This window comes from Plantactinospora siamensis (assembly GCF_042434095.1).
GTDB lineage: Bacteria > Actinomycetota > Actinomycetes > Mycobacteriales > Micromonosporaceae > KBS50.
This window is the reverse complement of the sequence record NZ_JBHLUE010000004.1, coordinates 1-22,754: the sequence shown is the minus strand read 5'-3', so window position 1 is coordinate 22,754 and position 22,754 is coordinate 1. Positions and strand designations below refer to the sequence as shown.

Annotated in this window: 19 protein-coding genes, 1 tRNA gene and 2 pseudogenes; 16 read left to right on the top strand and 6 right to left on the bottom strand. The window is 74.3% G+C overall.

The features are described 5' to 3' along the window. Window positions 1-148: 148 nt before the first annotated feature. Window positions 149-445 (bottom strand): PspC domain-containing protein, encoded by a 297-nt coding sequence (locus ACFFHU_RS05055; RefSeq protein ID WP_377336201.1) that lies wholly within the window; start codon window positions 443-445, stop codon window positions 149-151. On the opposite strand from ACFFHU_RS05055, the gene ACFFHU_RS05050 reads away from it, so the two are divergent. Continuing rightward, window positions 444-827, top strand: a complete 384-nt coding sequence (locus ACFFHU_RS05050; protein ID WP_377337242.1) for a DarT ssDNA thymidine ADP-ribosyltransferase family protein — start codon at window positions 444-446, stop codon at window positions 825-827. The two genes, ACFFHU_RS05055 and ACFFHU_RS05050, sit on opposite strands and share 2 nt — an antisense overlap. Window positions 828-935: 108 nt before the next feature. Then, window positions 936-1,008: transfer RNA gene (locus ACFFHU_RS05045), tRNA-Gly, on the top strand. An 8-nt stretch (window positions 1,009-1,016) separates the two neighbouring features. On the opposite strand, the gene ACFFHU_RS05040 is transcribed toward ACFFHU_RS05045, so the two are convergent. Continuing rightward, window positions 1,017-1,262 (bottom strand): DUF6458 family protein, encoded by a 246-nt coding sequence (locus ACFFHU_RS05040; RefSeq protein WP_377336199.1) that lies wholly within the window; start codon window positions 1,260-1,262, stop codon window positions 1,017-1,019. A 211-nt stretch (window positions 1,263-1,473) separates the two neighbouring features. Between ACFFHU_RS05040 and ACFFHU_RS05035 the strand changes: the two genes are divergently transcribed. Together ACFFHU_RS05035 and ACFFHU_RS05030 are read left to right on the top strand one after the other, a co-directional pair. Next, on the top strand, window positions 1,474-2,457 hold the full coding sequence (locus ACFFHU_RS05035) for a glycoside hydrolase family 6 protein (protein WP_377336197.1): 984 nt from the start codon (window positions 1,474-1,476) through the stop codon (window positions 2,455-2,457). Between the two features lie 449 nt (window positions 2,458-2,906). Further along, complete coding sequence (locus ACFFHU_RS05030; RefSeq protein ID WP_377337241.1) at window positions 2,907-4,748, top strand: proline--tRNA ligase; 1,842 nt, start codon at window positions 2,907-2,909, stop codon at window positions 4,746-4,748. Between the two features lie 118 nt (window positions 4,749-4,866). Here ACFFHU_RS05030 and ACFFHU_RS05025 read toward each other — a convergent pair whose 3' ends face one another. Both ACFFHU_RS05025 and ACFFHU_RS05020 read right to left on the bottom strand, forming a co-directional pair. Beyond that, entirely contained in the window at window positions 4,867-7,053 is a 2,187-nt protein-coding gene (locus ACFFHU_RS05025; protein WP_377336195.1) for a bifunctional polysaccharide deacetylase/glycosyltransferase family 2 protein, read from the bottom strand. Beyond that, the gene (locus tag ACFFHU_RS05020) at window positions 7,053-7,391 is read right to left on the bottom strand and encodes a hypothetical protein (RefSeq protein ID WP_377336193.1); all 339 of its coding nucleotides are present in this window, start codon (window positions 7,389-7,391) and stop codon (window positions 7,053-7,055) included. Before ACFFHU_RS05020 ends, ACFFHU_RS05025 begins: the two co-directional genes overlap by 1 nt. Before the next feature lie 59 nt (window positions 7,392-7,450). Here ACFFHU_RS05020 and ACFFHU_RS05015 point away from each other — a divergent pair, with 59 nt between their 5' ends. Next, window positions 7,451-8,458, top strand: coding sequence for a zinc-binding alcohol dehydrogenase family protein (locus tag ACFFHU_RS05015; protein ID WP_377336191.1), 1,008 nt, complete (start codon window positions 7,451-7,453; stop codon window positions 8,456-8,458). 9 nt (window positions 8,459-8,467) lie between these two features. Here the strand turns inward: ACFFHU_RS05015 and ACFFHU_RS05010 are convergent, their stop codons facing one another. Beyond that, window positions 8,468-9,700: an RNA polymerase sigma factor gene (locus ACFFHU_RS05010; RefSeq protein WP_377336189.1), complete on the bottom strand. Its 1,233-nt coding sequence runs from the start codon at window positions 9,698-9,700 to the stop codon at window positions 8,468-8,470. Then, window positions 9,700-10,053 (bottom strand): YciI family protein, encoded by a 354-nt coding sequence (locus ACFFHU_RS05005; protein ID WP_377336187.1) that lies wholly within the window; start codon window positions 10,051-10,053, stop codon window positions 9,700-9,702. The genes ACFFHU_RS05010 and ACFFHU_RS05005 overlap by 1 nt, the downstream gene beginning before the upstream one ends. A gap of 484 nt (window positions 10,054-10,537) precedes the next feature. On the opposite strand from ACFFHU_RS05005, the gene ACFFHU_RS05000 reads away from it, so the two are divergent. The 11 genes and pseudogenes from ACFFHU_RS05000 to ACFFHU_RS04950 all read left to right on the top strand — a co-directional run. Continuing rightward, entirely contained in the window at window positions 10,538-11,827 is a 1,290-nt protein-coding gene (locus tag ACFFHU_RS05000; protein WP_377336185.1) for a cytochrome P450, read from the top strand. A 321-nt stretch (window positions 11,828-12,148) separates the two neighbouring features. After that, the gene (locus ACFFHU_RS04995; RefSeq protein ID WP_377336183.1) at window positions 12,149-12,856 is read left to right on the top strand and encodes a helix-turn-helix transcriptional regulator; all 708 of its coding nucleotides are present in this window, start codon (window positions 12,149-12,151) and stop codon (window positions 12,854-12,856) included. 297 nt (window positions 12,857-13,153) lie between these two features. Continuing rightward, window positions 13,154-15,715, top strand: coding sequence for a sensor histidine kinase (locus tag ACFFHU_RS04990; RefSeq protein ID WP_377336181.1), 2,562 nt, complete (start codon window positions 13,154-13,156; stop codon window positions 15,713-15,715). Continuing rightward, window positions 15,712-16,116, top strand: coding sequence for a roadblock/LC7 domain-containing protein (locus tag ACFFHU_RS04985; RefSeq protein ID WP_377336179.1), 405 nt, complete (start codon window positions 15,712-15,714; stop codon window positions 16,114-16,116). The genes ACFFHU_RS04990 and ACFFHU_RS04985 overlap by 4 nt, the downstream gene beginning before the upstream one ends. An 84-nt stretch (window positions 16,117-16,200) precedes the next feature. Beyond that, window positions 16,201-17,388, top strand: coding sequence for an ABC transporter substrate-binding protein (locus ACFFHU_RS04980; RefSeq protein WP_377336176.1), 1,188 nt, complete (start codon window positions 16,201-16,203; stop codon window positions 17,386-17,388). Then, window positions 17,388-18,278 carry a branched-chain amino acid ABC transporter permease gene (locus tag ACFFHU_RS04975; protein ID WP_377336174.1) on the top strand — a complete coding sequence of 297 codons (891 nt, stop codon included), beginning with the start codon at window positions 17,388-17,390 and terminating at the stop codon, window positions 18,276-18,278. The genes ACFFHU_RS04980 and ACFFHU_RS04975 overlap by 1 nt, the downstream gene beginning before the upstream one ends. Beyond that, on the top strand, window positions 18,275-19,300 hold the full coding sequence (locus ACFFHU_RS04970; protein ID WP_377336172.1) for a branched-chain amino acid ABC transporter permease: 1,026 nt from the start codon (window positions 18,275-18,277) through the stop codon (window positions 19,298-19,300). The genes ACFFHU_RS04975 and ACFFHU_RS04970 overlap by 4 nt, the downstream gene beginning before the upstream one ends. Beyond that, window positions 19,297-20,037, top strand: a complete 741-nt coding sequence (locus ACFFHU_RS04965) for an ABC transporter ATP-binding protein (protein ID WP_377336170.1) — start codon at window positions 19,297-19,299, stop codon at window positions 20,035-20,037. The genes ACFFHU_RS04970 and ACFFHU_RS04965 overlap by 4 nt, the downstream gene beginning before the upstream one ends. A gap of 77 nt (window positions 20,038-20,114) precedes the next feature. Further along, window positions 20,115-20,852: pseudogene (locus ACFFHU_RS04960) on the top strand (ABC transporter ATP-binding protein); the annotation flags it as partial. A gap of 2 nt (window positions 20,853-20,854) precedes the next feature. After that, entirely contained in the window at window positions 20,855-21,664 is an 810-nt protein-coding gene (locus tag ACFFHU_RS04955; RefSeq protein WP_377336166.1) for a class I SAM-dependent methyltransferase, read from the top strand. A 592-nt stretch (window positions 21,665-22,256) separates the two neighbouring features. Further along, window positions 22,257-22,754, top strand: a pseudogene (locus ACFFHU_RS04950) (hypothetical protein); the annotation flags it as partial.

Genomic DNA, 22,754 nt, shown 5'->3' with positions numbered 1-22,754 from the left:
CACGCCCGAGCGGGGAGCAGTGGGTGGTACGCCAGTGACCTCAGCGGGGTCGGTCCCCTTGAGGTCACCGGCGTACCACTCGGCGCGGCCGGGCTGCCCGGCCCGGTCCGGACCCGCCGCGTGCGCGGCTGGGATCCGGGGTCGATGCTCAGGCGGTCGGGGCCGGCGGGGTGGTCCAGCCGGTGGGCGTGGCGGGTCCGGCCGGCGTGCTGAGTGCGGCCGGGCCGGCCACCGTGGTCTCGGCGGGCATCAGGATCCACAGCACCGGGTAGATCAGGATCTGGCTGCCGGGGATCAGCAACAGCACGAGCACGAAGAGCAGCCTGGCGGGCCACGGGTCGAGGCCGAACCGCCGGCCCAGACCGGCGCAGACCCCGCCCAGCACCCGACCGTCGCGCGGCCGGACCAGACCCTGGCGGTGGAACGATTCGTACACGGTGTTCATGGTCTTCGCTTCCCTCGGGCGGAACGTTGGTTGTTCCAGCGTCCCGCCCGGACCACCCGAGCGGCATCGGGACCGATCCCTGACCCTTCCCGGATCCCGCCCGGCAGCAGAACCTCAGGGTCGCCCGCGGCGCGTCAACGTGCCGGAGGACCCGGACCGGATGCGGCGACGGGCCGCTGAGTTGCTCGTCCATAGGGAGTTCCCGCTCGAACTCGTGCTCGGATACGTCGTCCGGACGCCGGCTCGGCGGGCCGAACTCCTGAAGCACCTGCGCTCGGCCGGGAGCGGCCGTAAGGCTCGGCTCTTCACCGCAGAGCATGTTCGTGCCGCTTACGGTCGCCTGGAGACGCTCGGGCTGCTTCCCGCGATGACGGCGGTGTGAAACTGGCGCCGCCCCGCGGCCACCGCCGGGGCGAGGCGGGGTCGCGGGGCAGGCGCCTGGGCGATCTTGCCGTACGGTAAAGTTTCACCAGTCCGGTTCGCCGGGCGTGCGGACGTAGCGCAGCTGGTAGCGCATCACCTTGCCAAGGTGAGGGTCGCGGGTTCGAATCCCGTCGTCCGCTCGCGGTCCTTACAGCGGCGGGGCCTCGCGCCGATACTCCACCGGCTCGGTGCTGCGATATTCGACCGTCTCGGCCGGGGCGACCACCTGCCGGCGGCGACCCCAGATGAGCGCGGTCATGATCAGCCCGATCACGCCGGCCGCCATGAGGATCCAGCCGATCACGTGGACGTCGATCCCGGCGATGTCGATGTTCAGGGCGAAGGCCAGGATGGCGCCCAGGGCGAGCAGGAAGATGCTGACGCCGATACCCATGACAGCCTCCTTTTCGAGGTGGGGGGATTGCTGTCATGAGGCAAATACCCAGGCCACGAAGTGGGCAATCCTCCTGGTCGCGGTCCGGGCCGGCGCCGGGGCACCCGGCGGAAGTTAGGACCGCGCCCCGACGCGGGCGGGCACGACGGCGCGCCGAGGCGGGCGGGTCGGCGGGATTGAGTCGGGTGGTCTGCTGGGTATCTGGACCTCGATGACCGGTTACCGCCTGCTGCGAAGCGTGATGGCTGCCCTGTTGACCGTGACGATCGGCGGGTGCGCGGCCGACCGGGGCGGCGAGCCGTCGTACGCGCCGCTGCGCCATCCGTTCCGCGGTGCCCGCCTGTTTCTGGACACCGACACCCTCGCCGCCGACTGGCAGCAGCAGCATCGGGCCGGCTGGCTGGACCCGATCGTGCGTACCCCGCAGGTGCGCTGGGTGACCGGTCCGGAGGACGTACCGGATCTCGTGCCGATGCTGGCCGCGGCCCGCCGCCAGCACGCGTTGCCGGTGCTGGCGCTGTACTGGATCCCCGACCTGGACTGCTCCGGCGGCGGCGCGCCGAACGCCGGGGCGTACGACCGCTGGATCCGCGACGTGGTCCGGACGCTGGGGGACACCCGCAGCGCCATCGTGCTGGAGCCGGACGCGGTGGCGTCGGACTGCTTCGACAAGGCCCGCGCCGCCCTGCTGACCCGCACCGTGCGCACGCTGGCGGAGGCCCACCACTACGTCTACCTCGACGCCGGGCATTCGCGCTGGAACGACCCCGCCGAGACGGGCCGCCGGCTGCGTAAGGCCGGAATCGACCAGGCGGAGGGGTTCGCGGTGAACGTCTCCAACCGGCAGCCCACCGCGGCCAGCCACTCCTGGGCGGTCGAGGTGTCGAAGCTGGTCGGCGACCGGGAGGCCGTCATCGACACGTCCCGCAACGGGCTGCCGCCGCCGGCTGACGACGACTGGTGCAACACGGCCCGGCAGGGGCTGGGCCGACCGCCGACCACCGACCCCGGCCTGGACCGGGTGGCCGCGCTGCTCTGGGTGAAGAACCCGGGCGAGACCGACGGGCCGTGCGGCGACGACCGCAGCAACGGCGTGTTCGTGCCGGCCCAGGCCCGTACGCTGATCATGAACGCGTCCTGGCTGCCGGCGGCCGCCCGAAGGGCCGCCGCCACGGCCGACGCCCCGGCCCGGTGAGGCTGCGCGCCCGGCCCGGTAAAGCGGTGCCGCCGGCCGGCCGGGGTCCGCTATGGTGTGCCGATGCTGGAGGCGACGTCCATGAGCGGCAAGGCGCGGCGCGGCATGCCCGCCCGGCGCTCCCGCCGACCGGCGTCCCGACCTAGCCTGCCGGCGCCTCGCTGAGAGACGGCATCCGTCCTCGTCGGTGAGCCCGCCGGCACCGCTGCCCCGCCCGGCCCCGCGCCCACCGGCGCCGCCGCGCACCCACCGTTCCTGACTCGCGGGCGCTCCGCCCGCGACCGTCGTTGATTCGCGGGTCTCTCTCGGCCCGCCACCGCGCGACCGGCGTACCCCGGCGGTCCGCGACATTCCCGCCGCCCGGCCGGTCCGGCCGCACGGCGATGCCGGCTGCCCGCGGGCCGCCCACCGGTGCAGCGTGACGAGATTGTGAGGCAGTTCCCATGAGGATGTCGGCCATGTTCGGCGCAACCCTGCACACCGCGCCGGGCCACTCGGAGTCCGAGGGGCACCGGATGCTCCAGCGGGCCGCCATGGTCCGCCAGGTCGGGCAGGGCATCTTCGCCTACCTGCCGCTCGGCTGGCGCACCATCCGCCGGATCGAGCGGGTGCTGCGCGAGGAGATGGAGCGGATCGGCGGCCAGGAGCTCTCGATGCCGGTGGTGAACCCGGCCGAGCTGTGGAAGCGGTCCGGGCGGTACCACCGGATCGGGCCGGAGCTCGCCCGGTTCCACGATCGCCGGGGCCGCGACATGGTGCTCGCCATGACGCACGAGGAGCTGGTCACGTTCCTCGCTGGATCGGAGATCGAGTCCTACCGGCAGCTGCCGCGGCTGGTCTTCCAGCTGCAGACCAAGTTCCGGGACGATGCGCGGCCGCGCGCCGGCCTGATCCGGGTCCGCGAGTTCATCATGAAGGACGCGTACAGCTTCGACGCGGACGATGCCGGCCTGGCGGTGCGGTACCGGGCCCAGTACCGGGCGTACTTCGCCATCTTCCGGCGCTGTGGGCTGCCGGTCCGGGCGGTGCTGTCCGACGTGGGCATGATGGGCGGCAGCATGGCCCACGAGTTCATGTACCTCACGCCGGTGGGCGAGGACACCCTGCTGCTCTGCGCCGGCTGCGGCTTCGCCGCGAACCGGGAGGTGGCCACCTTCCGCAAGCCGGCGCCGGCCGTCGACGCCGCGGCCTCCGGGCCGGTCGCGGACGCCGCGACCTCCGGTCCGGCAGCGGACGCCGCGGACGCCGCGCCGGCGGAGGTGTACACGCCGGGCGCCACCACCATCGCCGCGCTCAGCGCCCACCTCGGCGTGCCGGCGGACCGGACCGCCAAGGCCGTTTTCCTGGCCGCCGACCGCGAGGAGGCGGACGGCACGATCCGGACCGAGTACGTCGTGGCGGTCGTCCGCGGCGACATGGAGGCGAACGAGACCAAGATCGGCAATCTGGTCCGGGCCGCGGAGCTGCGCCCGATGACCGCGGACGAGATCACCGGGATCGGCGCCGTGGCCGGGTACGGCTCGCCGATCGGGGTGCGTGGCGCCACGGTGGTGGTGGACGACCTGGTCGCCCGCTCGACGGACCTGGTGGCCGGGGCCAATCGCGCCGGCTACCACCTGCGCGGCGTCACGGCGGGCCGGGACTACCACGTCGACCACGTCGGGGACATCACCGCGGCCCGGGCCGGGGACGGCTGCCCGGCGTGCGGCCAGCCGCTGCGCACCACCCGGGGCGTGGAGGTCGGGCAGATCTTCAAGCTGGGCAGCCGGTACTCGGCCGACCTCGACGCCGCCTTCCTGGCGGCCGATGGCCGGCGCCGGCCGGTGGTGATGGGCTGCTACGGCATCGGCGTGGGTCGGCTGCTGGCCTGCCTCGCCGAGGAGCACCGGGACGAGCACGGGCTGCGGCTCCCGGTCACCGTGGCGCCGTACGACGTCCACCTCACCCTGCTCGACGACCTGGAGTCGGCGGCCGGTGCGGTGGCCCAGCGGCTCTACGCGCAGCTGTGGGCCGCCGGGGTCGAGGTGCTGCTCGACGACCGGAACGAGCGGGCCGGCGTCAAGTTCGCCGACGCCGACGTCATCGGCCTGCCGCTGCGGGTCACCATCGGCCCGCGGGGCCTGGCCGCCGGGGTGGCGGAGGTGCGGGACCGGGCGACCGGCGCGGTCACCGCGGTGCCGCTCGGCGACGTGGTCGTCGAGCTGCGCCGGCGGATCGCCGCCATGCGGGCCGAGCTGGCCGACCGGGCGGCCGTTCCGGTCGAGCTGCCGTCCGAGCTGGCGGAGCGCTGACTCCCACCGGCCCGCCGCCGGCCCATCACCGGCCGTCGACCCGCCGACCGACCCGCCGCCCGCCACCGGCTGGCGGCGAGCCGGTCGGCGGCGCGGCCGGGGGTCGGGACGGCCGGGGTCAGGGCGACGCGGCGACCGCGACCTCGCCGGTACGGCGCAGCTTCTGCCACTTCAGCATGCCGCCGGTCAGCGCCGTGGCCGCCGAGTGCAGCAGCACGAGGTACATGATCTGCCGGTAGACCAGCTGTTGCAGCGGTAGCACCAGGAGCGGCCGCAGCGGTTCCCGGTCCAGCCGGAAGGCGAGCACCGCGGTCACCACCTGGATCACCAGCACGGCGAGCCAGGCGATCACCGTCTCCTTGCGGTCGAGGAAGAACAGCCCGTACACCGCGAGGATGTCCAGCAGGGGCGCGAGCAGCGGGAGCAACACCGAGAACAGGGTGATGAACGGCAGTCCCCGCCGCCCGAACCGGCCCGAGGGTCCACGCTCCACGATGGCCCGGCGGTGCCGCCAGATGGCCTGCATGGTGCCGTAGCTCCAGCGGTACCGCTGCCGCCACAGCTGGCGGACCGTGTCCGGCACCTCGGTCCTGGCCACCGCGCTCTCCTCGTACACCACCCGCCAGCCGGCCCGGTGCACGGCCATGGTGAGGTCGGTGTCCTCGGCCAGCGTGGCCCGGCTCAGCCCGCCGGCCTCCCGGACCGCCTGCCGGCGGAACGCGCCGAGGGCCCCGGGGATGGTGGGCATGCAGTTCAGCGTGTCGTAGAGCCGGCGGTCCAGGTTGAAGCCGATGACGTACTCGATGTGCTGCCACCGGCCGATCAGCCGGCGCCGGTTGCCGACCTTGACGTTGCCGGCCACCGCGCCCACCTCGGGGTCGGCGAACGGCTGCACGAGCCGGTGGATGGCGTCCGGCTCGACCACCGTGTCGGCGTCCACCATCACCAGCAGGTCGTGCTGGGCCAGTGCCACGCCGGTGTTCAGCGCGGTGGCCTTGCCGCCGCCGGGGACCCGGGCCACCCGGACGTTGGGCAGGCCGAGCCCCTCCGCCTCGTCCGCGGTGCCGTCGTCGGACTCGTCGTCCACCACCAGCACCTCGACCGGGTGGGTGCTGGCGGCCAGCGTCCGTATGGTGGCCGCGATGGTCGCCCGCTCGTTGTACGCGGGCACGATGACCGTCACCGGCTCGGTGACCTGTTCGCCCCAGCGCCACTCGGGGGCGCGGCGCCGGCGGGAGTGGCGCAGCGCGAAGAAGAACAGCAGCAGCGTACGCAGCAGGGTCAGCACGCCCACCAGGATGAGCAGCACCCAGAGCGCCCGGAGGGTGTCGTCGGCGACCCGGATGGCCCAGACCAGCAGCCCGCCGCGCACCTTCTCGCCGGTGTCGACCGTCGTGGACGTTGTGGCCGGCACCGAGCCGCCGAGCCCGGCCGACACCGTGGTGAACCGGTAGCCGCGGCGCTTCATCTCCGGCAGGAACCGCTCCAGCGCGGCCACCGTCTGCGCCCGGTCACCGCCGGCGTCGTGCAGCAGGATCACGGCGCCCCGGTCGCCCTGCGGGGTGGCGTTCCGGATGATGGCGTCCGGGCCGGGCCGCGCCCAGTCCTGGCTGTCGGTGTCCTCGAACACCGACACGTAGCCCCACCTGGCGGCCTCGCGGACCACCGGCCAGCCGGCGTCGTCCAGCGCGTCGACCCCGCTGGAGTAGGGCAGCCGGACCAGCGAGGTCTGCACCCCGGTGGTGTACGCGATGGCGGCCTGGGTCTGCGCGAGCTCCAGCCGGCGCCGCCAGGCGGGCACCTCGACGAGTTGTGGGTGGGTGAAGGTGTGGATGCCGAGCTCATGGCCCTGCCGGACCATCGACCGGGCCAGATCGGGGTTGCGGCTGACCTCCGAGCCGAGCACGAAGAAGGTGGCCGGGGCGTCGTACCGGTCCAGGACCTCGAGGATCCGCGGCGTCCACACCGGATCCGGGCCGTCGTCGAAGGTGAGCGCGATGGTCTTGGCCGGCATCCGGGCCGTGGCGATCCGGCCATCGCGGTCGTCCACCACCGGACCGCCGTCCCGGACCGCGGCCGGTACGCCGTTGCCGGCGCCCTCGTGGTAGCCGGTGTTGTCGGGCGTGAAGCGCGAGTTGGCGTACGCCCCGACCACGAGGATGTTGAGCAGGATCACGGTGGCCACGGCGGCCAGCACCCAGCGCCGGCCGCTGCGCCAACTCAGCCGCGACCGGCGGCGGGGCGCCGTGGGCAGCTCGATGGCGCCGGTGTCTGCCACCCGCTCCCCGCCGCGCCAGATCGCCATCAGCCGGGCCAGTTGAGGCCGAGGATGTCAGCCTGGGTCAGCCACAGGCCGCCGAGCAGCAGCAGCACGAGGGCCAGCACGAGGTATACGAGCCAGCGCAGCCGGCGGCCGCGCCGGCCGCTGTGGTCGACGAAGATGGCGGAGGTCACATCGGGCGGTTGCAGGAGCTGGGTCTCCACATCCGGTTTGGCCGCCACGCCCCGGGCCGCGGGGCGCGTGCTGCGGCGCGGTGGTCGGCCGGGCACGCGCGCCCGGGCCACGAAGCGTTTGCCATCCAACATGAATTCCTCTTCGCCCTCAATGGAGATCAACAAACGCTCTAGGTCGGGAAACAGCACGATACGTTGCGCGGCGAGGCGCGGGCAGCCGGCCGTCGGGGCCGGGCGATGATGGCTGGATGGCGACGATGACGGCCTGGCAGGTGACGGATCCGGGTCCGCTGTCCGGCCGGCCGCTCCGAAAGGTGGACCGGCCGGTGCCCGAGCCCGGCCCCGGTGAGCTGCTCGTCGAGGTGGCCGCCTGCGCCGTCTGCCGCACCGACCTGCACGTCGTGACCGGGGATCTGCCGCCGCACCGGTCACCCGTGGTGCCCGGGCACGAGGTGGTCGGCCGAGTGGCCGCGCTCGGTCCGGACGCCACCGGGTTCGCCGTGGGGGACCGGGTGGGGGTGGCCTGGCTGCGCCGGACCTGCGGAACGTGCCGGTACTGCCGGCGCGGGGCCGAGAATCTCTGCCCGCAGTCGCGGTACACGGGCTGGGACGCCGACGGCGGGTACGCCGGGTACACGACCGCACCGGCCGACTACGTGCATCGGCTGCCGGACGGGTACTCCGATGCGGAGGTGGCGCCGCTGCTCTGCGCCGGCATCATCGGCTACCGCGCCCTGCGGCGGGCCGAGCTGCCGCCCGGCGGGCGGCTGGGCGTCTACGGCTTCGGCGCCTCGGCGCACCTGACCGCTCAGGTGGCGGTGGCCGAGGGCGCTCGGGTGCACGTGCTCACCCGGGCCGCCGCGGCCCGGGAGCTGGCGCTCGGCCTCGGCGCCGCGTCGGCGGGTGACGCGTACGACGCGCCGCCCGAGCCGCTGGACGCGGCCGTGCTGTTCGCGCCGGTCGGCGACCTCGTGCCGGTGGCGCTGGCCGCGCTGGACCGGGGCGGCACGCTCGCGGTGGCCGGGATCCACCTGTCGGACATCCCGGCGCTCAACTACCAGCGGCACCTGTTCCAGGAGCGGACCCTGCGCAGCGTCACCGCCAACACCCGGGCCGACGCCCGGGAGCTGCTGGATCTCGCCGGCCGGCACCGGCTGCGGGTCAGCACCACGCCGTACCCGCTGGACGCGGCCGACGACGCGCTGGCCGACCTGGCCGCCGACCGGGTGAACGGCGCGGCCGTCCTGGTGCCCTGACGTCGGCGCCTAACCACCGGGCAGCTCCGCGAGCCGGCGGCGCAGGTGGTCCGCCTGCGGTCCGTTCATCCCGAGCTCCAGGGCCCGGCGGTACGCGGCCCGGGCCGGCTCGGGCCGGCCGAGCCGGCGCAACAGCTCGGCCCGGCTGGCGTGCCACCACGGGTATCCGGCGAGCCCGTCGATGGCGTCGACCAGGGCGAGCCCGGCCAGCGGGCCGTCCCGCTCCGCCACGGCCGCGGCGCGGTTCAGGCGTACCACCGGGGTGTCCCGGACGGTGAGCAGGACGTCGTACCAGGAGACGACGGCGGCCCAGTCGGTGTCGGCCGGTGTCGGCGCGAGGGCGTGGCAGGCCGCGATGGCGGCCTGCACCGCGTACGGGTCGGGGCGGTCCGGAGTGCGGCGCAGGGCCAGCCCCAGCATCTCGACGCCCTCCCGGATCATGGCGGCGTCCCACCGGTCGCGCTCCTGCTCGGCGAGCAGCACCGGGCGGCCGCTCGCGTCGACCCGGGCCGGGCTCCGGGCATCGGTCAGCAGCAACAGGGCCAGCAGGCCGAGCGCGGTCGGCTCGTCCGGCATCAGCTCCACGAGCAGCCGGGCCAGCCGGACGGCCTCGCTGGTGAGGCCGCGTCGCAGCAGGTCCGCGCCGGCGGTGGCCGCGTAGCCCTCGTTGAAGATCAGGTAGATAGTGCCGGCCACCCCCGCCAACCGGCCGGGCAGTTCCTCGGCCGGGGGCACCCGGTAGGGGATCCGGGCCTGGGAGATCTTGCGCTTGGCCCGGGTGAGCCGCTTCGCCATGGTGGCCTCGGGCACCAGGAGCGCCCGCGCCACCTCCACGGTGGACAAACCGCCGAGGGTACGCAGGGCCAGTGCCACCTGCGCGTCCAGCGCGAGGGCCGGGTGGCAGCAGGTGAACACCAGCCGCAGCAGGTCGTCGCGGACCACCTCGGGCGGCTCGGGCTGCGGTTCGGGGTCGAGCAGGGACACGGCGGCCGCCTCCTTGCCGGGGCGTCGCGCCTCCCGGCGGATCAGGTCGACGGCCCGCCGCTTGGCGGCGACCAGCAGCCAGCTGCGCGGATTGCCCGGCACGCCGTCCCGGGGCCAGGTCTCCAGCGCCCGGACGACCGCGTCCTGCACGGCGTCCTGGGCCAGGTCGACGCTGCCGGTGACGCGGACCAGCGTGGCGAGCACCGTGGCGCCCTCCGTGCGGACCAGCCGCGCCACCGCGTCACCGGCAGCCGGCATCACGCCTCGGCGAACTGGATGACCGGACGGACCTCGACGGCGCCGTTCCAGGCCGCCGGGATCCGCGCGGCCATCGCCACGGCCTCGTCCAGGTCGGCGCACTCCAGCAGGTAGTAGCCGGTCAGCGCCTCCTTGGTCTCGGCGTACGGGCCGTCGGTGGCGACGACGTCGCCGCCCTTGCCGCCGGTGACCCGGACGGTGGTGGCGGTGGCGGTGGGATACAGCGCGTGCCCGCCGCGCAGGACGGCCGCCGCGGCGTCGCCGAACTCCCGGTATTCCTTCATCTCATCCTCATGGCCGGGCTCCGACCAGTCGACGTCGGGGGTGTAGGTGAGGGCGAGGTACATGGGCATCGCGTGCTCCTCCTGCTCAGGTGGCGCCCGGCGCGGACCGCCGGACCTCACTGTAGGGACGAACGCCCCCCGCCCCCCTGGACACCCCGGGCCGAGTAATTTCGCGCCGCTCCCCGCGCCCCACCTCGTTGATCTTGCACGTCGAGCCCCTCTTTCGGGGCCTTTGTGCCCTTTGCGGGGTCAACAGTGCAAGCTCGGCGGGCCGGAGCAGGGAGGGGAGTTGGTTAAGAGATCGATTCGGCAAGTTGCGGAGTACAACTTCACAAATGAATGGTGAGAATTGCTTGCCTCGATCATCCGTTCATTGCCTCGAGGGCACTCCATCCTGAATGATGGGCACGAATGTATTGACTTGGCGTAACCAAAGGTGCACCGTAGGTAGCAACAGCGGCGGCAAGGGCGGCGGGGCGGCAATTCGGATCCGGTTCACGTCCGGCTCTCGAGTTGACGATGCCTGTCAGCTCACGGCAAAGGGGAGCCGGCCATGCAACTCAATCCATTCTCTGGTGCTTATCTCACCGATCCGGGGATCATCTGGCGGCGCCTTCTGGATGAGGGGTCGGGCGCCTACTTCGCCGAGGACCTGGGTCTTTGGCTGATCACGCGATACGAATTCGTCCGCCGGGCTCTCGGCGACCCGACGATCTTTGCGAACTCGTTAACGCTGCTGCCGGCGTACAACCCGACGCCGGAGGCGCTGGCGGTGTTCGCGAACATCGACGCGCCACCGGTCACGGCGGCCGCCGATCCGCCGACGCACCCGCGTACCCGCCGGGCGTTGCGGGCCACGTTCGCGAACACCGACCGCCGGGTCGAGGCGCAGTACGGCGACATCGTCCGGCACCGCGTCGACGAGCTCGTGGCCCGGCTGACGGCCCGGCAGGGCGAACAGGTCGATCTGGTCCGGGAGTTCGCGGCCAACCTGCCGCTGCGGGTCGTGCTGGACATCCTCGGGGTGCCGGAGGAGGACTTCGGCCGGATCAAGGCGTGGTCCGACGACCAGATCGCGCTGGTCTGGGGCCAGCCGGGTCCGGCGGACCAGGTGCGGCTCGCGCGCGGGCTGCTGGAGTTCTGGCGGTACTGCCAGGACATGGTGGCGCTGCGGGTGCGGCAGGGGCACGACGGCGCCGACTTCGTGAGCCGGGCGCTGGCCTACCGCGGCGGCGACGACGAGGTGCTCACCCAGGACGAGGTGGCCAGCATGGCGTTCAACCTCCTGGTGGCCGGGCACGAGACCACCGCGGGCCTGCTCGCGCACGTGCTGGATCTCGCGCTCTCGGAGCCGGATCGGTGGCTCGGGCTGGTCGCCGACGCGTCCCGGGCGCCCGGCTTCGTCGAAGAGACCCTCCGGCTCACCCCGGCGATCGACGGCTGGCTCCGGCTCACGCTCCAGCCGGTCACCTTCGGTGACGTCACGATCCCGGCCGGCGCCCGGTGTCTGCTGCTGATCGGCGCGGCCAACCGGGATCCGGCCGTCTACCGGGACGCGGAGACGTTCGACCCGGAGCGGCGCGGCCGGGAGCACCTGTCGTTCGGTTACGGTCCGCATTTCTGCATCGGAGCGGCGCTGGCCCGATTGGAGGCGGTGGTCGCGCTGCGCCGGCTCACCGACGCCATTCCCGGGCTCCGGCTGGCCCCCGGATATGTTCGCTCCTACAAACCGAACTTTGCATTTCGAGCGCATCGCGAACTTCCCGCGGTCATCGATATCGAGGTGCCGGCCGGACTGCGCGCGGGTGGCGGCGTGCTCCTGTCGGGCGCGGAGGCCGCATAGCGATGGCAGGGCCGCCACCGGCCCGAACGGGTCTGGCCCGAACAGCCCCGGCCCGTACCGGCAAAACGGGCCGTGGACGCCGGCCCGCGGGTGGTCCCGGCCGTTGACCGGGTAAAACCCGCGGGCCGGCCGTTCGGTCCGCGATCGGCGGTGACGCCAGAAATGGCGCATTTTCACGAGTCGATCAAACATTTTCGCCCGTACGCCTTCACACCCGCGCCGTCCAGGGATAAGAATTGGCCCCGGCCAATGCTCTGCCGCGCCGCCGATCTCAACCAGATCAACCATCCGGCGGCAGCGCTGATGCCCGGAGGTGAGCGCATGGACGGCGCGTCCCCGTGTGCTGCGGCGGAATCGATCGCCAGCCGGCAGTTCCGCTGGGAGCTGCGGCGGTGGCGGATCCGGCAGGGCATGACACAGCGGGCCCTCGCCGAACGGATCAGATTCAGCCGGGAGACCGTCGCCGCCGTCGAATCAGGACGCCGGTACGGCAGCTGCGAGTTCGCCGTACGCTGCGACGAGGCGCTGGACACCGGCGGCCAACTGGCGGACCTCTGGCCGCGGGTGGCCGTCGAGCAGCTGGCCGCGGACGGCCGGCGCGGGCCGCGCGGCGCCGAGGTGGCGCGGTTACCGGTTGGTCGGCCGCGGACCGCGCCGACCCGAAGGGTGGCCGGCGCGCGTCCGGGGGTCGACGGCGGGCCGCCCGGCGCGGCCGGGCCCGACGCCGCGATCGCGGCCGGTCTCGACGCCGCGATTGCGGCTGGTCTCGACGCCGCGGTGGTGGCCGGTCTCGCCCCCGCGGTTGCGGCCGGGCCAGCCGACCCGGTCGGCGCCGGCCCGGTAGGCACCGACCCGGGCGCGGTGGCGGCGGCCATCGACGAACTTCGGGAGCTGGTCGGCCAGATCCTGCGCGAGCAGGTGAGGCCGGCGGCGCCGCGACCCGCCACCGGCCGGTCGCCCATCCCGGCACCCCGTCGCCCCCGCGACGGCGCGGTGCGCCCGCGCGCCGCCAACCCGGCCGGGCGGTGAGCGGGGGGCCCGCCGCCGCAGACGGCGGCGGGATCCGGACGGGGCCACCGGGGTCGTCCGGACCGCCCGGCGGCAACACAGCGTGATCGCTTGGGTACAGATGCTGGTACGAGCTGTTTGTACCACGCGGAACCCTGGCTCCCGCCCCGCGCATCCGGCGCAATGGGATTTGCTGACCGCAACAAGCAGATGGAAATTTGCCGATAACTCGTGGGGTGAATCTTGGCGTCGAACACCAGATCCCACGCGGTCCGGCCCTACCCGCCGCGCCGGCGGGGTTGGAAGATTGCCGCCCGGATGCGTCTCATCGTCGCGGCCCCGCTGGTGGCCGTGATCGGATTCGCCGGGTTGGCGCTCGCCGACAGCGCCCGGCAGACCGTACGGGCCGGCAACCTCGAGGCGCTCACTCGCCTCGGCGCCGACGCGGGTGGCCTCGCGTACCGCCTCCAGCGCGAACGGGCCGCCGCCGCCGACCTGCTGAGCTCCGACTCGCCGACCCAGCAGGACGACTTCGCTCGCGCCGTGAGCGACACCGACGGGATCGCCACCAGGTACCGCACCGACCGTGGCCGGCTGCCGGCCATCCCCGACAACCTGCGGGACGCGCTGTCCCGGATCGACAACGAACTCGCCGGCCTGGCGTCGCTGCGGGCCCAGGTCCGCACGGCGGCGCACGCCAGCGTCTCCGCCATGACCTTCAGCTACCGGATCGTGGTGGCCGACCTGCTCGGCTACCGGGAGAGCCTGGCCCAGGGCGTGGTGAACGCGCGGGTCGCGGACGCCATCCGGGCCTCCGCCGCGCTCGCCGAGACCGGTGAGGCGGTGGGCCAGCAGCAGGTGGCCGTGCTGCGGGCGCTCGCCGCCGGGCAGCTCACCGCGGCCATGCAGCAGGACATCACGGCCGCCCGCGCCAGCTTCACCGACGCGAGCCTGTCCTTCCTGGACCTGGCCCGGCCCGAGTGGGCCTCCTGGTGGGAGCGGGCCGGCAGCGGCGAGGAGGCGTTGGCCCTGCAACGCCTGCAGGACCAGGTCTCCCGGGCCCAGCCCGGCGCCCGGATGCGGCTCGACGCGGGCGCCTGGATCGCGGCCACCCAGGACTGGTCGGCCCGGCTGTTCGAGGTGCAGCAGCGCGTCGACGCGGCCGTGCTGGACGACGTACGGGCCGACCGGGACGCCCAGCGGCGCCGGGCGCTCGCCGAGGCGGCCGGCGTGGTGCTGGCCCTGCTGCTGACCATCCTGGTCACCTGGCTGGTGGCCCGGCAGATCACCCGGCGCCTGCACCGCTTGCGGGACGCGGCCAACACCGTGGCCTTCGACCAGCTGCCCGCGACCGTGGCCAGCCTGCGCAGCACAGAGAGCTCCGGCGTCGACCCGGAGGAGCTGGCGCAGCAGTCCGCCACGGCCATCGACCCGTCCAGCGAGGACGAGATCGGCGAGGTGGGCCAGGCCTTCACGGCGGTGCACCGGGCCGCCGTGCGGACCGCCGCCGAGCAGGCGGTGATGCGGGCCAACACCGCGGACATCTTCGTGCACCTGAGCCGCCGCGAGCAGCGCCTGGTGGACGCCGTCCTGGCCCAGGTGGACCTGGTGGAGCGGGACGAGACCGACCCGGAACGGCTCCAGCAGCTGTACAAGCTGGACAACCTGGCCACCAGGATGGGCCGGATCAACTCCAGCCTGCTGGTGCTCGGCGGCGCCGGCGTGGGCCGGGTGCGGCACGACAACGTACCGCTGCAGAAGGTGCTGCAGGCAGCGCTCTCGCAGATCGAGCTGTATCCGCGGATCCGGCTGGGCGTGGTCGACGGTGACGTGGCGGTGGTGGCGGAGAAGGTCGACGAGGTCGTCCACCTGCTCGCGGAGCTGATGGACAACGCCACCGCGTACTCGCCGCCGGAGACGGAGGCCTGGGTCACCGCGCGCAGCCTCGGCGACCGGGTGGTCGTGCAGATCAGCGACGAGGGCGTCGGGCTGTCCGCCCGCCGCATCGACCAGCTCAACGAGCTGCTGCGCAACCCGCCCGACACCGACGTGGCGGCCGTGCGGGCCATGGGTCTCGTGGTGGTCGGCCAGCTGGCGCGCCGGCTGGGCGTCAGCGTGCAGCTCCGGCCCGGGCCGCGGCTCGGCACCATCGCCGAGGTGGCGCTGCCGGCCACCCTGACCCGGTCGCTGCCCCCGGAGGAGTACACGATCGCCCCCGGACGGCTGGCCGAGCGCCCCGGCAAGGTGGCCGAGCGGCCCAGCCGGGTCATGGACCGGTCCGGACGTCCCGGCGAGCGTCCCGGGCGACCGGCGATCGGGACCGGCCCGTCCAGCCGCCGGCCCGGTCCGGCCGGACCCGCCACCGCGCCGGCCGGACCCGCCGGCCCGGCGCCGGCGCCCGCCGGACCGCCGCCGGTGTACGCCGGGCCGGGCGTCCCGGCCGGCGCGCCCCGGGCCGGGCAGCCGGAACAGCGGCCACCGCGGGTCGCCCCGGTGTTCCGGGCCGCCGGCCGCGCCGACGATCCCACGGAGGAGCTGGTGATCTTCCAGCAGGTCAACAACTGGTTCCAGGCCGACCGGGTACGCGGGTTCGCGAGCACGGGCTGGGCCTCGCCGGCCGACGACGGCTGGCGGGTGGCCTCGGCCGCGACCAGTCCGCAGGTGGTCGACACCACCTCCTCCGGCCTGCCGCGGCGGCAACCGCAGCGGCACCTCGTGCCGGGCGCGATCGACATGTCCGGGCAGAGCCAGCCGGAGCGCCGGGACCCCACCCAGGTGGCCAACGCGATGGCCGCGTACGCCCGTGGGGTGACCACCCGCCGTCCGGCGGCGGCCGCCACCATCTCCGCAAGCAGTGACGCCACAGGGAGCAGCAGGTGACCAACCATCAGGATCTCGGCTGGATGCTGGACAACTTCGCCGAGCGGGTCCCCGAGGTCAGCCACGCCGTCGCCATCTCCAGCGACGGGCTGATGGTCGCCGCGACCCGGAGCCTGCCCCCGGATCGGGCCGACCAGCTCGCCGCCACCGGCAGCGGGCTGGTGAGCCTGCTCCGCGGCGCCGCGAACTTCTTCGAGGCGGGTGCGGTGATCTCCAACGTCACCCAGCTCGAGGGCGGCTTCATGTTCTCGATGGCCTTCAACGACGGCGCCTCGCTGCTCGTGCTGGCGTCGCCGACCTGCGACGTCGGGAAGGTCTCCTACGAGATGGCCGAGCTGGCGAACCAGATCGGCGACGTGCTGACCCCGGCCGCCCGGGCCGCGATGGCACGCGGCCGCTGACCGCCGACCACCCCTCGCGCGGCGGGACCCCACCCTGCCCATGACGTTCGACGACCGCTTCCCCTCATTTCTCCTGGAGACGACATGCCTGCAACGCACCGCCAGCGCCGTCGGGTGCTCACCGCGGCGCTGGTCGCCCTCGGCCTCACGGTCAGCGCCTGCGCCGACAAGGCCGGGGGCGGTTCCTCGGAAACCCTGAAGATCGGCCTGCTCGCCTCGCTGTCCGGGACGTACCAGGCGGTGGGCACGGACATCCGCGACGGGTTCCAGCTCTACCTGTCCAGTCACGGCAACAAGCTGGGCGGCCACCCCGTGCAACTCGTGATCGCCGACGAGGGCGACGGCGCGCCCACCGCCGTACCGGCCGCCAACAAGCTGCTCAAGCAGGACAAGGTCGTTGCGCTCACCGGCATCGTGGGCGGCGGCTCGGCGGCCGCCGTGGCGCCGCTCGCCGAGCAGGCCAAGGTGCCGCTGATCGGGTCGAACGCCCGCCCCGAGCTCAAGGACGTGACCTGGATCTGGCACACGTCGTACCTGTCCGAGGAGCCGGGCGCCGCGATCGCCCCGCACATCAAGGACAGCGTGAACGGGACCGTCTATTCGATCGGCCCGGACTACCAGGGCGGCTGGGACGAGCTCAAGGGCTTCACCGACGCGTACACCCGGGCCGGCGGCAAGCTGGCCAACCCCGACGGCAAGACCCGGTGGACGCCGTTCCCGGCCACCACCAACTTCACCCCGTACTTCGCCCAGATCAAGGCGTCCGGCGCGGCCGCGGTGTACACGTTCTACGCCGGCGGCGCGGCGGTGGACTTCGTCAAGCAGTACGCGCAGTCGGAGGCCAAGGACATCCCGTTGTACGCGGCGGGCTTCCTCACCGAGGGCGGCGTGCTCAACGCGCAGGGCCCGGCGGCCCGCAACATCTACTCGGTGCTCAACTACTCGCCCGACCTCGACAACGCGGACAACCGTACCTTCGTGGCCGGCTGGAAGGGCAACCACGACGGCTCGCCCACCACGTACGCGATGGCCTCGTACGACGCCGCGGCCGTGCTCGACCGGGCCATCGGCGCGGCCGGCGACAAGCCCACGGCGCAGACGATCAACGCGGCCATCGGCGGCCTGGGGCAGATCAACAGCCCGCGCGGCACCTGGCAGTTCTCCAAGACGACCCACTCGCCGGTGCAGAAGTGGTACCTGCGGCAGGTCCGGCAGGACGGCCGCGCGCTGTCCAACACGGTCGTCGGTGACCTGGCGACTGTCGGGCAGTGATGACGGCGCTCGCCGCCGGTCCGCTCGACGCGTACGTCGTGCCCGCCGTGGACGGGGTGGCGTACGGGTTGCTGATGTTCGTGGCGGCCGCCGGGCTGGTGTTCTGCTTCGGCGTGGCGGACATCCTCAACCTCGCCCACGGGACGCTGTTCGCCATCGGCGCCTACACGGCCGCGGCACTGATGAACGGCGGGTGGCCGGGCCTGCTGCTGGCCGTCCTGGTCGGCGGGCTGGCCTCGGCGGGCGCCGGCGGCGTGGTGGCCGGGCTGCTCGCCCCGGTCGCCGACCGCAACCACCTCACCCAGGCGCTGCTCACCTTCGGGGCCGCGCTGGCCGGCGGGAGCCTGCTGGTGAGCCTGTTCGGCCCGAACGAGCTGCCCATCACGGTGCCGGTGGCGCTCGACCGCGGGGTGTCGCTGGCCGGGCACCGCTATGCGGCGTACCGGCTGGTGTTCATCGGGGTGGCCGGCCTGCTCGCGGTCCTGCTCTGGCTGGTCGTCGCCCGGACCCGGGCCGGCATGCTGGTCCGGGCCGCGGTGGACGACGCCGAGATGGTGGCCTGTCTGGGCGTCAACCCGTCCCGGGTCCGGCTCGGGGTGCTGACCGTGGCCGGCGGGCTGGCCGGGGTGGCCGGGGTGCTCGGCGCGCCGATCATCGCGCCGGGACCCGGCACGGCCGCGACGGTGCTGCTGCTCTCGCTGGTGGTGGTCGTGCTCGGCGGGATCGGCTCGGTGGGCGGCACGCTGCTCGCGGCGCTCGCGGTGGGGGAGATCCAGACCCTCGGCGTGGCCGTGCTGCCCTCGGCCGCGCCCTTCCTGCTGTTCGCGGCCATGGCCGGCACGCTGGCCCTGCGGTCCCGCGGACCGGTGTGGCGCCGGGTGGCGCGATGAGGTCCCGGCTCGTCCGCCGGATCGTCGGGGCCGTGCTGGTGGTGGCGGCGCTGGCGGTGCCCTGGACGGCCGACGACTACAGCACCTCCCTGCTGGCCCGGACCCTGGTGCTGGGTCTGGTGGGGATGAGCGTGGCGCTGCTCACCGGGGTGGCCGGGCTGCCCACGCTCGGCCAGACCGCCCCGTACGCCGCCGGGGCGTACTGCTGCGCGCTGCTGGCCGGGCACGGCCAGCAGGTTTCGGTGGTGCTGCTGGCGGTCGGCGCCGCGGCGGGGGCGCTGTTCGGCCTGCTCACCGTCCCGCTGGTGGTGCACGCCCGGGGCGTGGTCGTGCTCATGATCACGCTGGCCATCGGTGAGCTGGTGGGCACCGCGGCCAGCCGCTGGCGGTCGGTCACCGGCGGCAGCGACGGGCTGGCCACGCTCTCCCCGGCGCGCCCGTTCTGGGGCGCGCCGCTGCTGGAGACCGACCGGGCCCGCTACCTCTACACGCTGGCCGTGGTGGCCGTGGTGCTGCTGCTCGTGGCGGCCGTGCTGCGCACCCCGGCCGGCGCGGTGCTGCGGGCCGGGCGCGACGACGAGCGGCGGCTGCGCGCCAGCGGGCATCCGGTGCCGGCCTACCTCACCGGGGCGTACGTGCTGGCCGGCGCCGTGGCCGGGGTGGGCGGCTCGCTGCTGGTCACCGTGCAGCAGTACGTCTCACCGGCCGACTTCGACTTCGACACCTCGGCCCTGCTGCTGCTCGGTGTGGTGATCGGCGGGGCCGCGTCGATGACCGGCGCGCTGGTCGGCGCGGCGCTGGTCATCGCGTCCCGGGACTGGCTGTCCGGGGTGCTGCCCGGCTACACCCCGCTGGTGCTGGGCGCGGCGTTCGTGGCCACCGCGTACCTGTTCCCGAACGGATTCGGCGGCTCGAACCCGACGCTGCGCCGCTACCTGGGCCGGCTGCGGCGCGGGCGGCCGGGCCGGCCCGGACTGGCGGCCCGGGCCGGCGGCGGCGCGGGGCAGGAGGCCGGCGCATGACCGAACTCCTCGCCGCCGAGGGGCTGTCCCGGCGGTACGGGTCGCTCACCGTGGTCGACCGGGTCGACCTGCGGATCGCCGACGGGCAGCGGCACGCGCTCATCGGCCCCAACGGCGCCGGCAAGAGCACCCTGCTGGACCTCATCGGCGGCGCGCAACGGCCGGATGGGGGCCGGATCCGGTTCGCCGGAGTGGACGTGACGGCCACCGGTCCGGCCCCGCGGGCCCGGCTCGGCATCGGCCGGATTCACCAGCGACCGGCGGTGTGGCCCAGCCTCAGCGTGCTGGACAACGTGGCCGTGGCGGCGCTGCCGCACGCCGGGCGCGGCTCCTGGTGGCCGGGCCGGTACGGCCGGCGGGTGCGGCGGCCGGCGGCCGAGCTGTTGGATCGGCTCGGGCTGGCCGAGCACGCGGCCCGGCCGGCCGGGCACCTGTCGCACGGGCAGCGCCGCCAGCTGGAGATCGCCATGGCCCTGGCCGGCCGTCCGCGGCTGCTGCTGCTGGACGAGCCGGCAGCCGGCCTGTCGGCCAGCGACACCCAGCGGCTCGTCGGGCTCATCGCGGAGCTGCCCCGGACCGTGGCCGTGCTGCTGGTGGAGCACCGGCTGGACCTGGTGTACAGCCTCACCGACGTGGTGACCGTGCTGCGCGACGGCCGGGTGCTGGCGTCCGGTCCGCCCGCCGAGATCCGGGTGGCGCCGGCGCTGCAACAGGCGTTCGGGGCGGGAGTCAGCTGATGCTCCGGGTGGACCGGCTGGTCGCCGGGTACGACGGCGGGATCGCGCTGCACGAGGTCAGCCTCGAGGTGGCCACCGGGAGCGTGCAGGCGCTGGTCGGGCGCAACGGCGCGGGCAAGAGCACGCTGGTGCACGCGATCGCCGGGCTGCTCACCCCGTACGCCGGGACGATCGAGCTGGACGGCGCGCAGCTGGCCGGCCTGCCGCCGCACAAGGCGGCCCGGGCCGGCATCGGGCTGGTGCCGCAGGGCCGCCGGGTCTTTCCCCGGCTGACCGTGGCCGAGCATCTGACCCTGGCCGAGACGTCGGCGCGGGGCCGGCGCCGCGACGGCGCGTGGACCGTGCCGCGGGTGCTGGACCTGCTGCCCCGGCTGGGGGAGCGGTCCCGGCACCGGGGCGATCAGCTCTCCGGCGGGGAGCAGCAGATGCTGGCCATCGCCCGCGCGTTGCTCACCCAGCCGCGGGTGCTGCTGCTGGACGAGCCGTGCGAGGGGCTCGCGCCCGGACTGGCGGCCCGGATCCGTGAGCTGGTTGCGGAGCTGGCCGGCACCGGCCTCACCGTGCTGCTGGTGGAGCAGCAACTGCACCACGCCCTGCAGGTGGCCGACCGGGTGGCCGTGCTGGAGTACGGCCGGCTGGTGTACGACCACCCCGCCGACGAGGTCCGGGTGGACCTCGCCCCCGTCGAGGAGATGTTGAGCCTCGGCACCGACCGGCCGGCGGCCGGCGGGAACTCCCTGAGCGACGGGTCGACGCCCGCCGCGGCGGCCGGCGCGGGGGCCGAACATCCCGCGCGACCCTTCCCCAGGAGGTAGGCATGTCCATCGACCTCGATTACACCTTCGACAACGCCTCACCCCAGGTCGGCGCGCAGATGACCGCGCTGGAATCCTTCCTGGACCCGGTGACCGCGCGCCGGCTCACCCCGCCGCTGGTCCGCCCCGGCGCGACGTGCTGGGAGGTGGGCGCGGGCGGCGGATCGGTGGCCCGGTTCCTGGCCGACGCGGTCGGCCCCGAGGGCCTGGTGGTGGCCACCGACCTGGATCCGCAACACCTCGAGGCCCGGCCCAACATGGTGATCCGGCGGCACGACGTCCGCACCGACCCGCCGCCCGGAGGGCCGTTCCAGCTGATCCATGCCCGGTTGCTGCTGCTGCACCTGCCGGAACGAGAGCGGGTGCTGCGCAAGCTGGTCGGCACGCTGGCGCCGGGCGGTTGGCTGGTGATCGAGGAGTTCGACTGCTCCACCCCGCTGCGGGTGCTCGCGGCCCCCGACGACGACTCGGCCAAGCTGTTCACCCAGGTGATGGAGACCATCCTGGGCGTGCTGCAGTCGCACGGCGCCTCGATGGACTGGGCGCAGGGCGTACACACCGCCATGTGCCAGGCCGGGCTCGTGAACGTGGACACGGTGACCCACTCGCAGAGTTGGCCGGGTGGCTCGTCCGGGCTGTCCCTGCACGCCACCAACTCCCGCCAGCTCGAACCGGAGCTGCTGGCCGCGGGGCTGTCGATCGGGCAGCTGCGGGCCTTCCGCGAGCTGACCGCCAACCCCGACTTCGCCGCCATGTCGTACCAGTTCGTCTCCACCCGGGGCCGCCGGCCCGCCATCGTGCGCGGAAACTGAGCCGCTCGCCGCTCGCCGCTCGCCGCTCGCCTCTCGGCCTGGCAGGCGGTGGCTCGGGCGGCGGTTGCCCGGGTGGCGGTGGCCTGGCCGGCGGTGGCCTGGGTGGCGGTGGCCTGGCCGGCGGTGGCCTGGGGGCGATGGTCCGGGTGCGGCGATCTGGTAAGGGCGACGCCACGTTTCAACCAACATGCCTGAGGGTCATTCTTATGACTCTCAGGCATGTCCCATTTCCCTTGGGTGGGCTGCCGGGGACGTGGTCTGTTCTCGCATTTGTCAACGATTCATTGACTAGTGCGGTGGCCGCCGGGATGCTGGCCGGATGCCGAACCTTTCGTCACCTCGGGCATCGGGCGGGCCGGACGGGGGCGTCCCCGACCCGCGGCCGACCACCGGCGCGTCCCCGGCGACTGCCGCGGGCGCAGCCCCGCGACCGGCCGCCGGTGCGGCCGCCCGGCCGGCCGCCGGTGCGGCTGTGCCGCCGCCAACCGGTGCGGCTGCGCCGCCGGCCACCGGTGCGGCTGTGTCGGCGGCGGCCGGCGCGGCGTCGTTGCCGGCGGCTCCGGGGAGCGGGGAACTCGCCGGAGCCGAGGCGGTGCGCCGGCATCGGGAGGTGCTCGCGGCCGTCGCGGCCGGACCGTCGGCGCCGGCGGCGCTGGCCGGGCTCTCCCTGCTCGGCGCGTTGCGGGCCCACCTCGACCGGATGGAGCGGGCGCTCATCGAGGGTGCCCGCGAGGACGGGGTGAGCTGGGCCGCCATCGCGGAGGCGTGCGGGCTCTCCTCCCGGCAGGCCGCCGAGCAGCGTTGGTTGCGGCTCTCCGCGAGCGCCGGCGGCCTGGCTCCGAGTGTCGGCCGCCTGGCCCCGAGTGCCAGCCGCCTGGCTCCGAGGGCCGCGCGCCCGAACCCCAGCGGAGGCCGTCTGGCCCTGGGCACCGACCGGCCGAGCCCGAGCGCCGGCCGCTTGGCCCCGGGCACCGATCCCTCGACCCCCGGTGCCGACCGCTTTGCCCCGGGCGCCGATCCCTCGACCCCCGGTGCCGACCGCTTTGCCCCGGGCGCCGATCCCCCGACCCCCGGCGCCGACCGCCTGGCC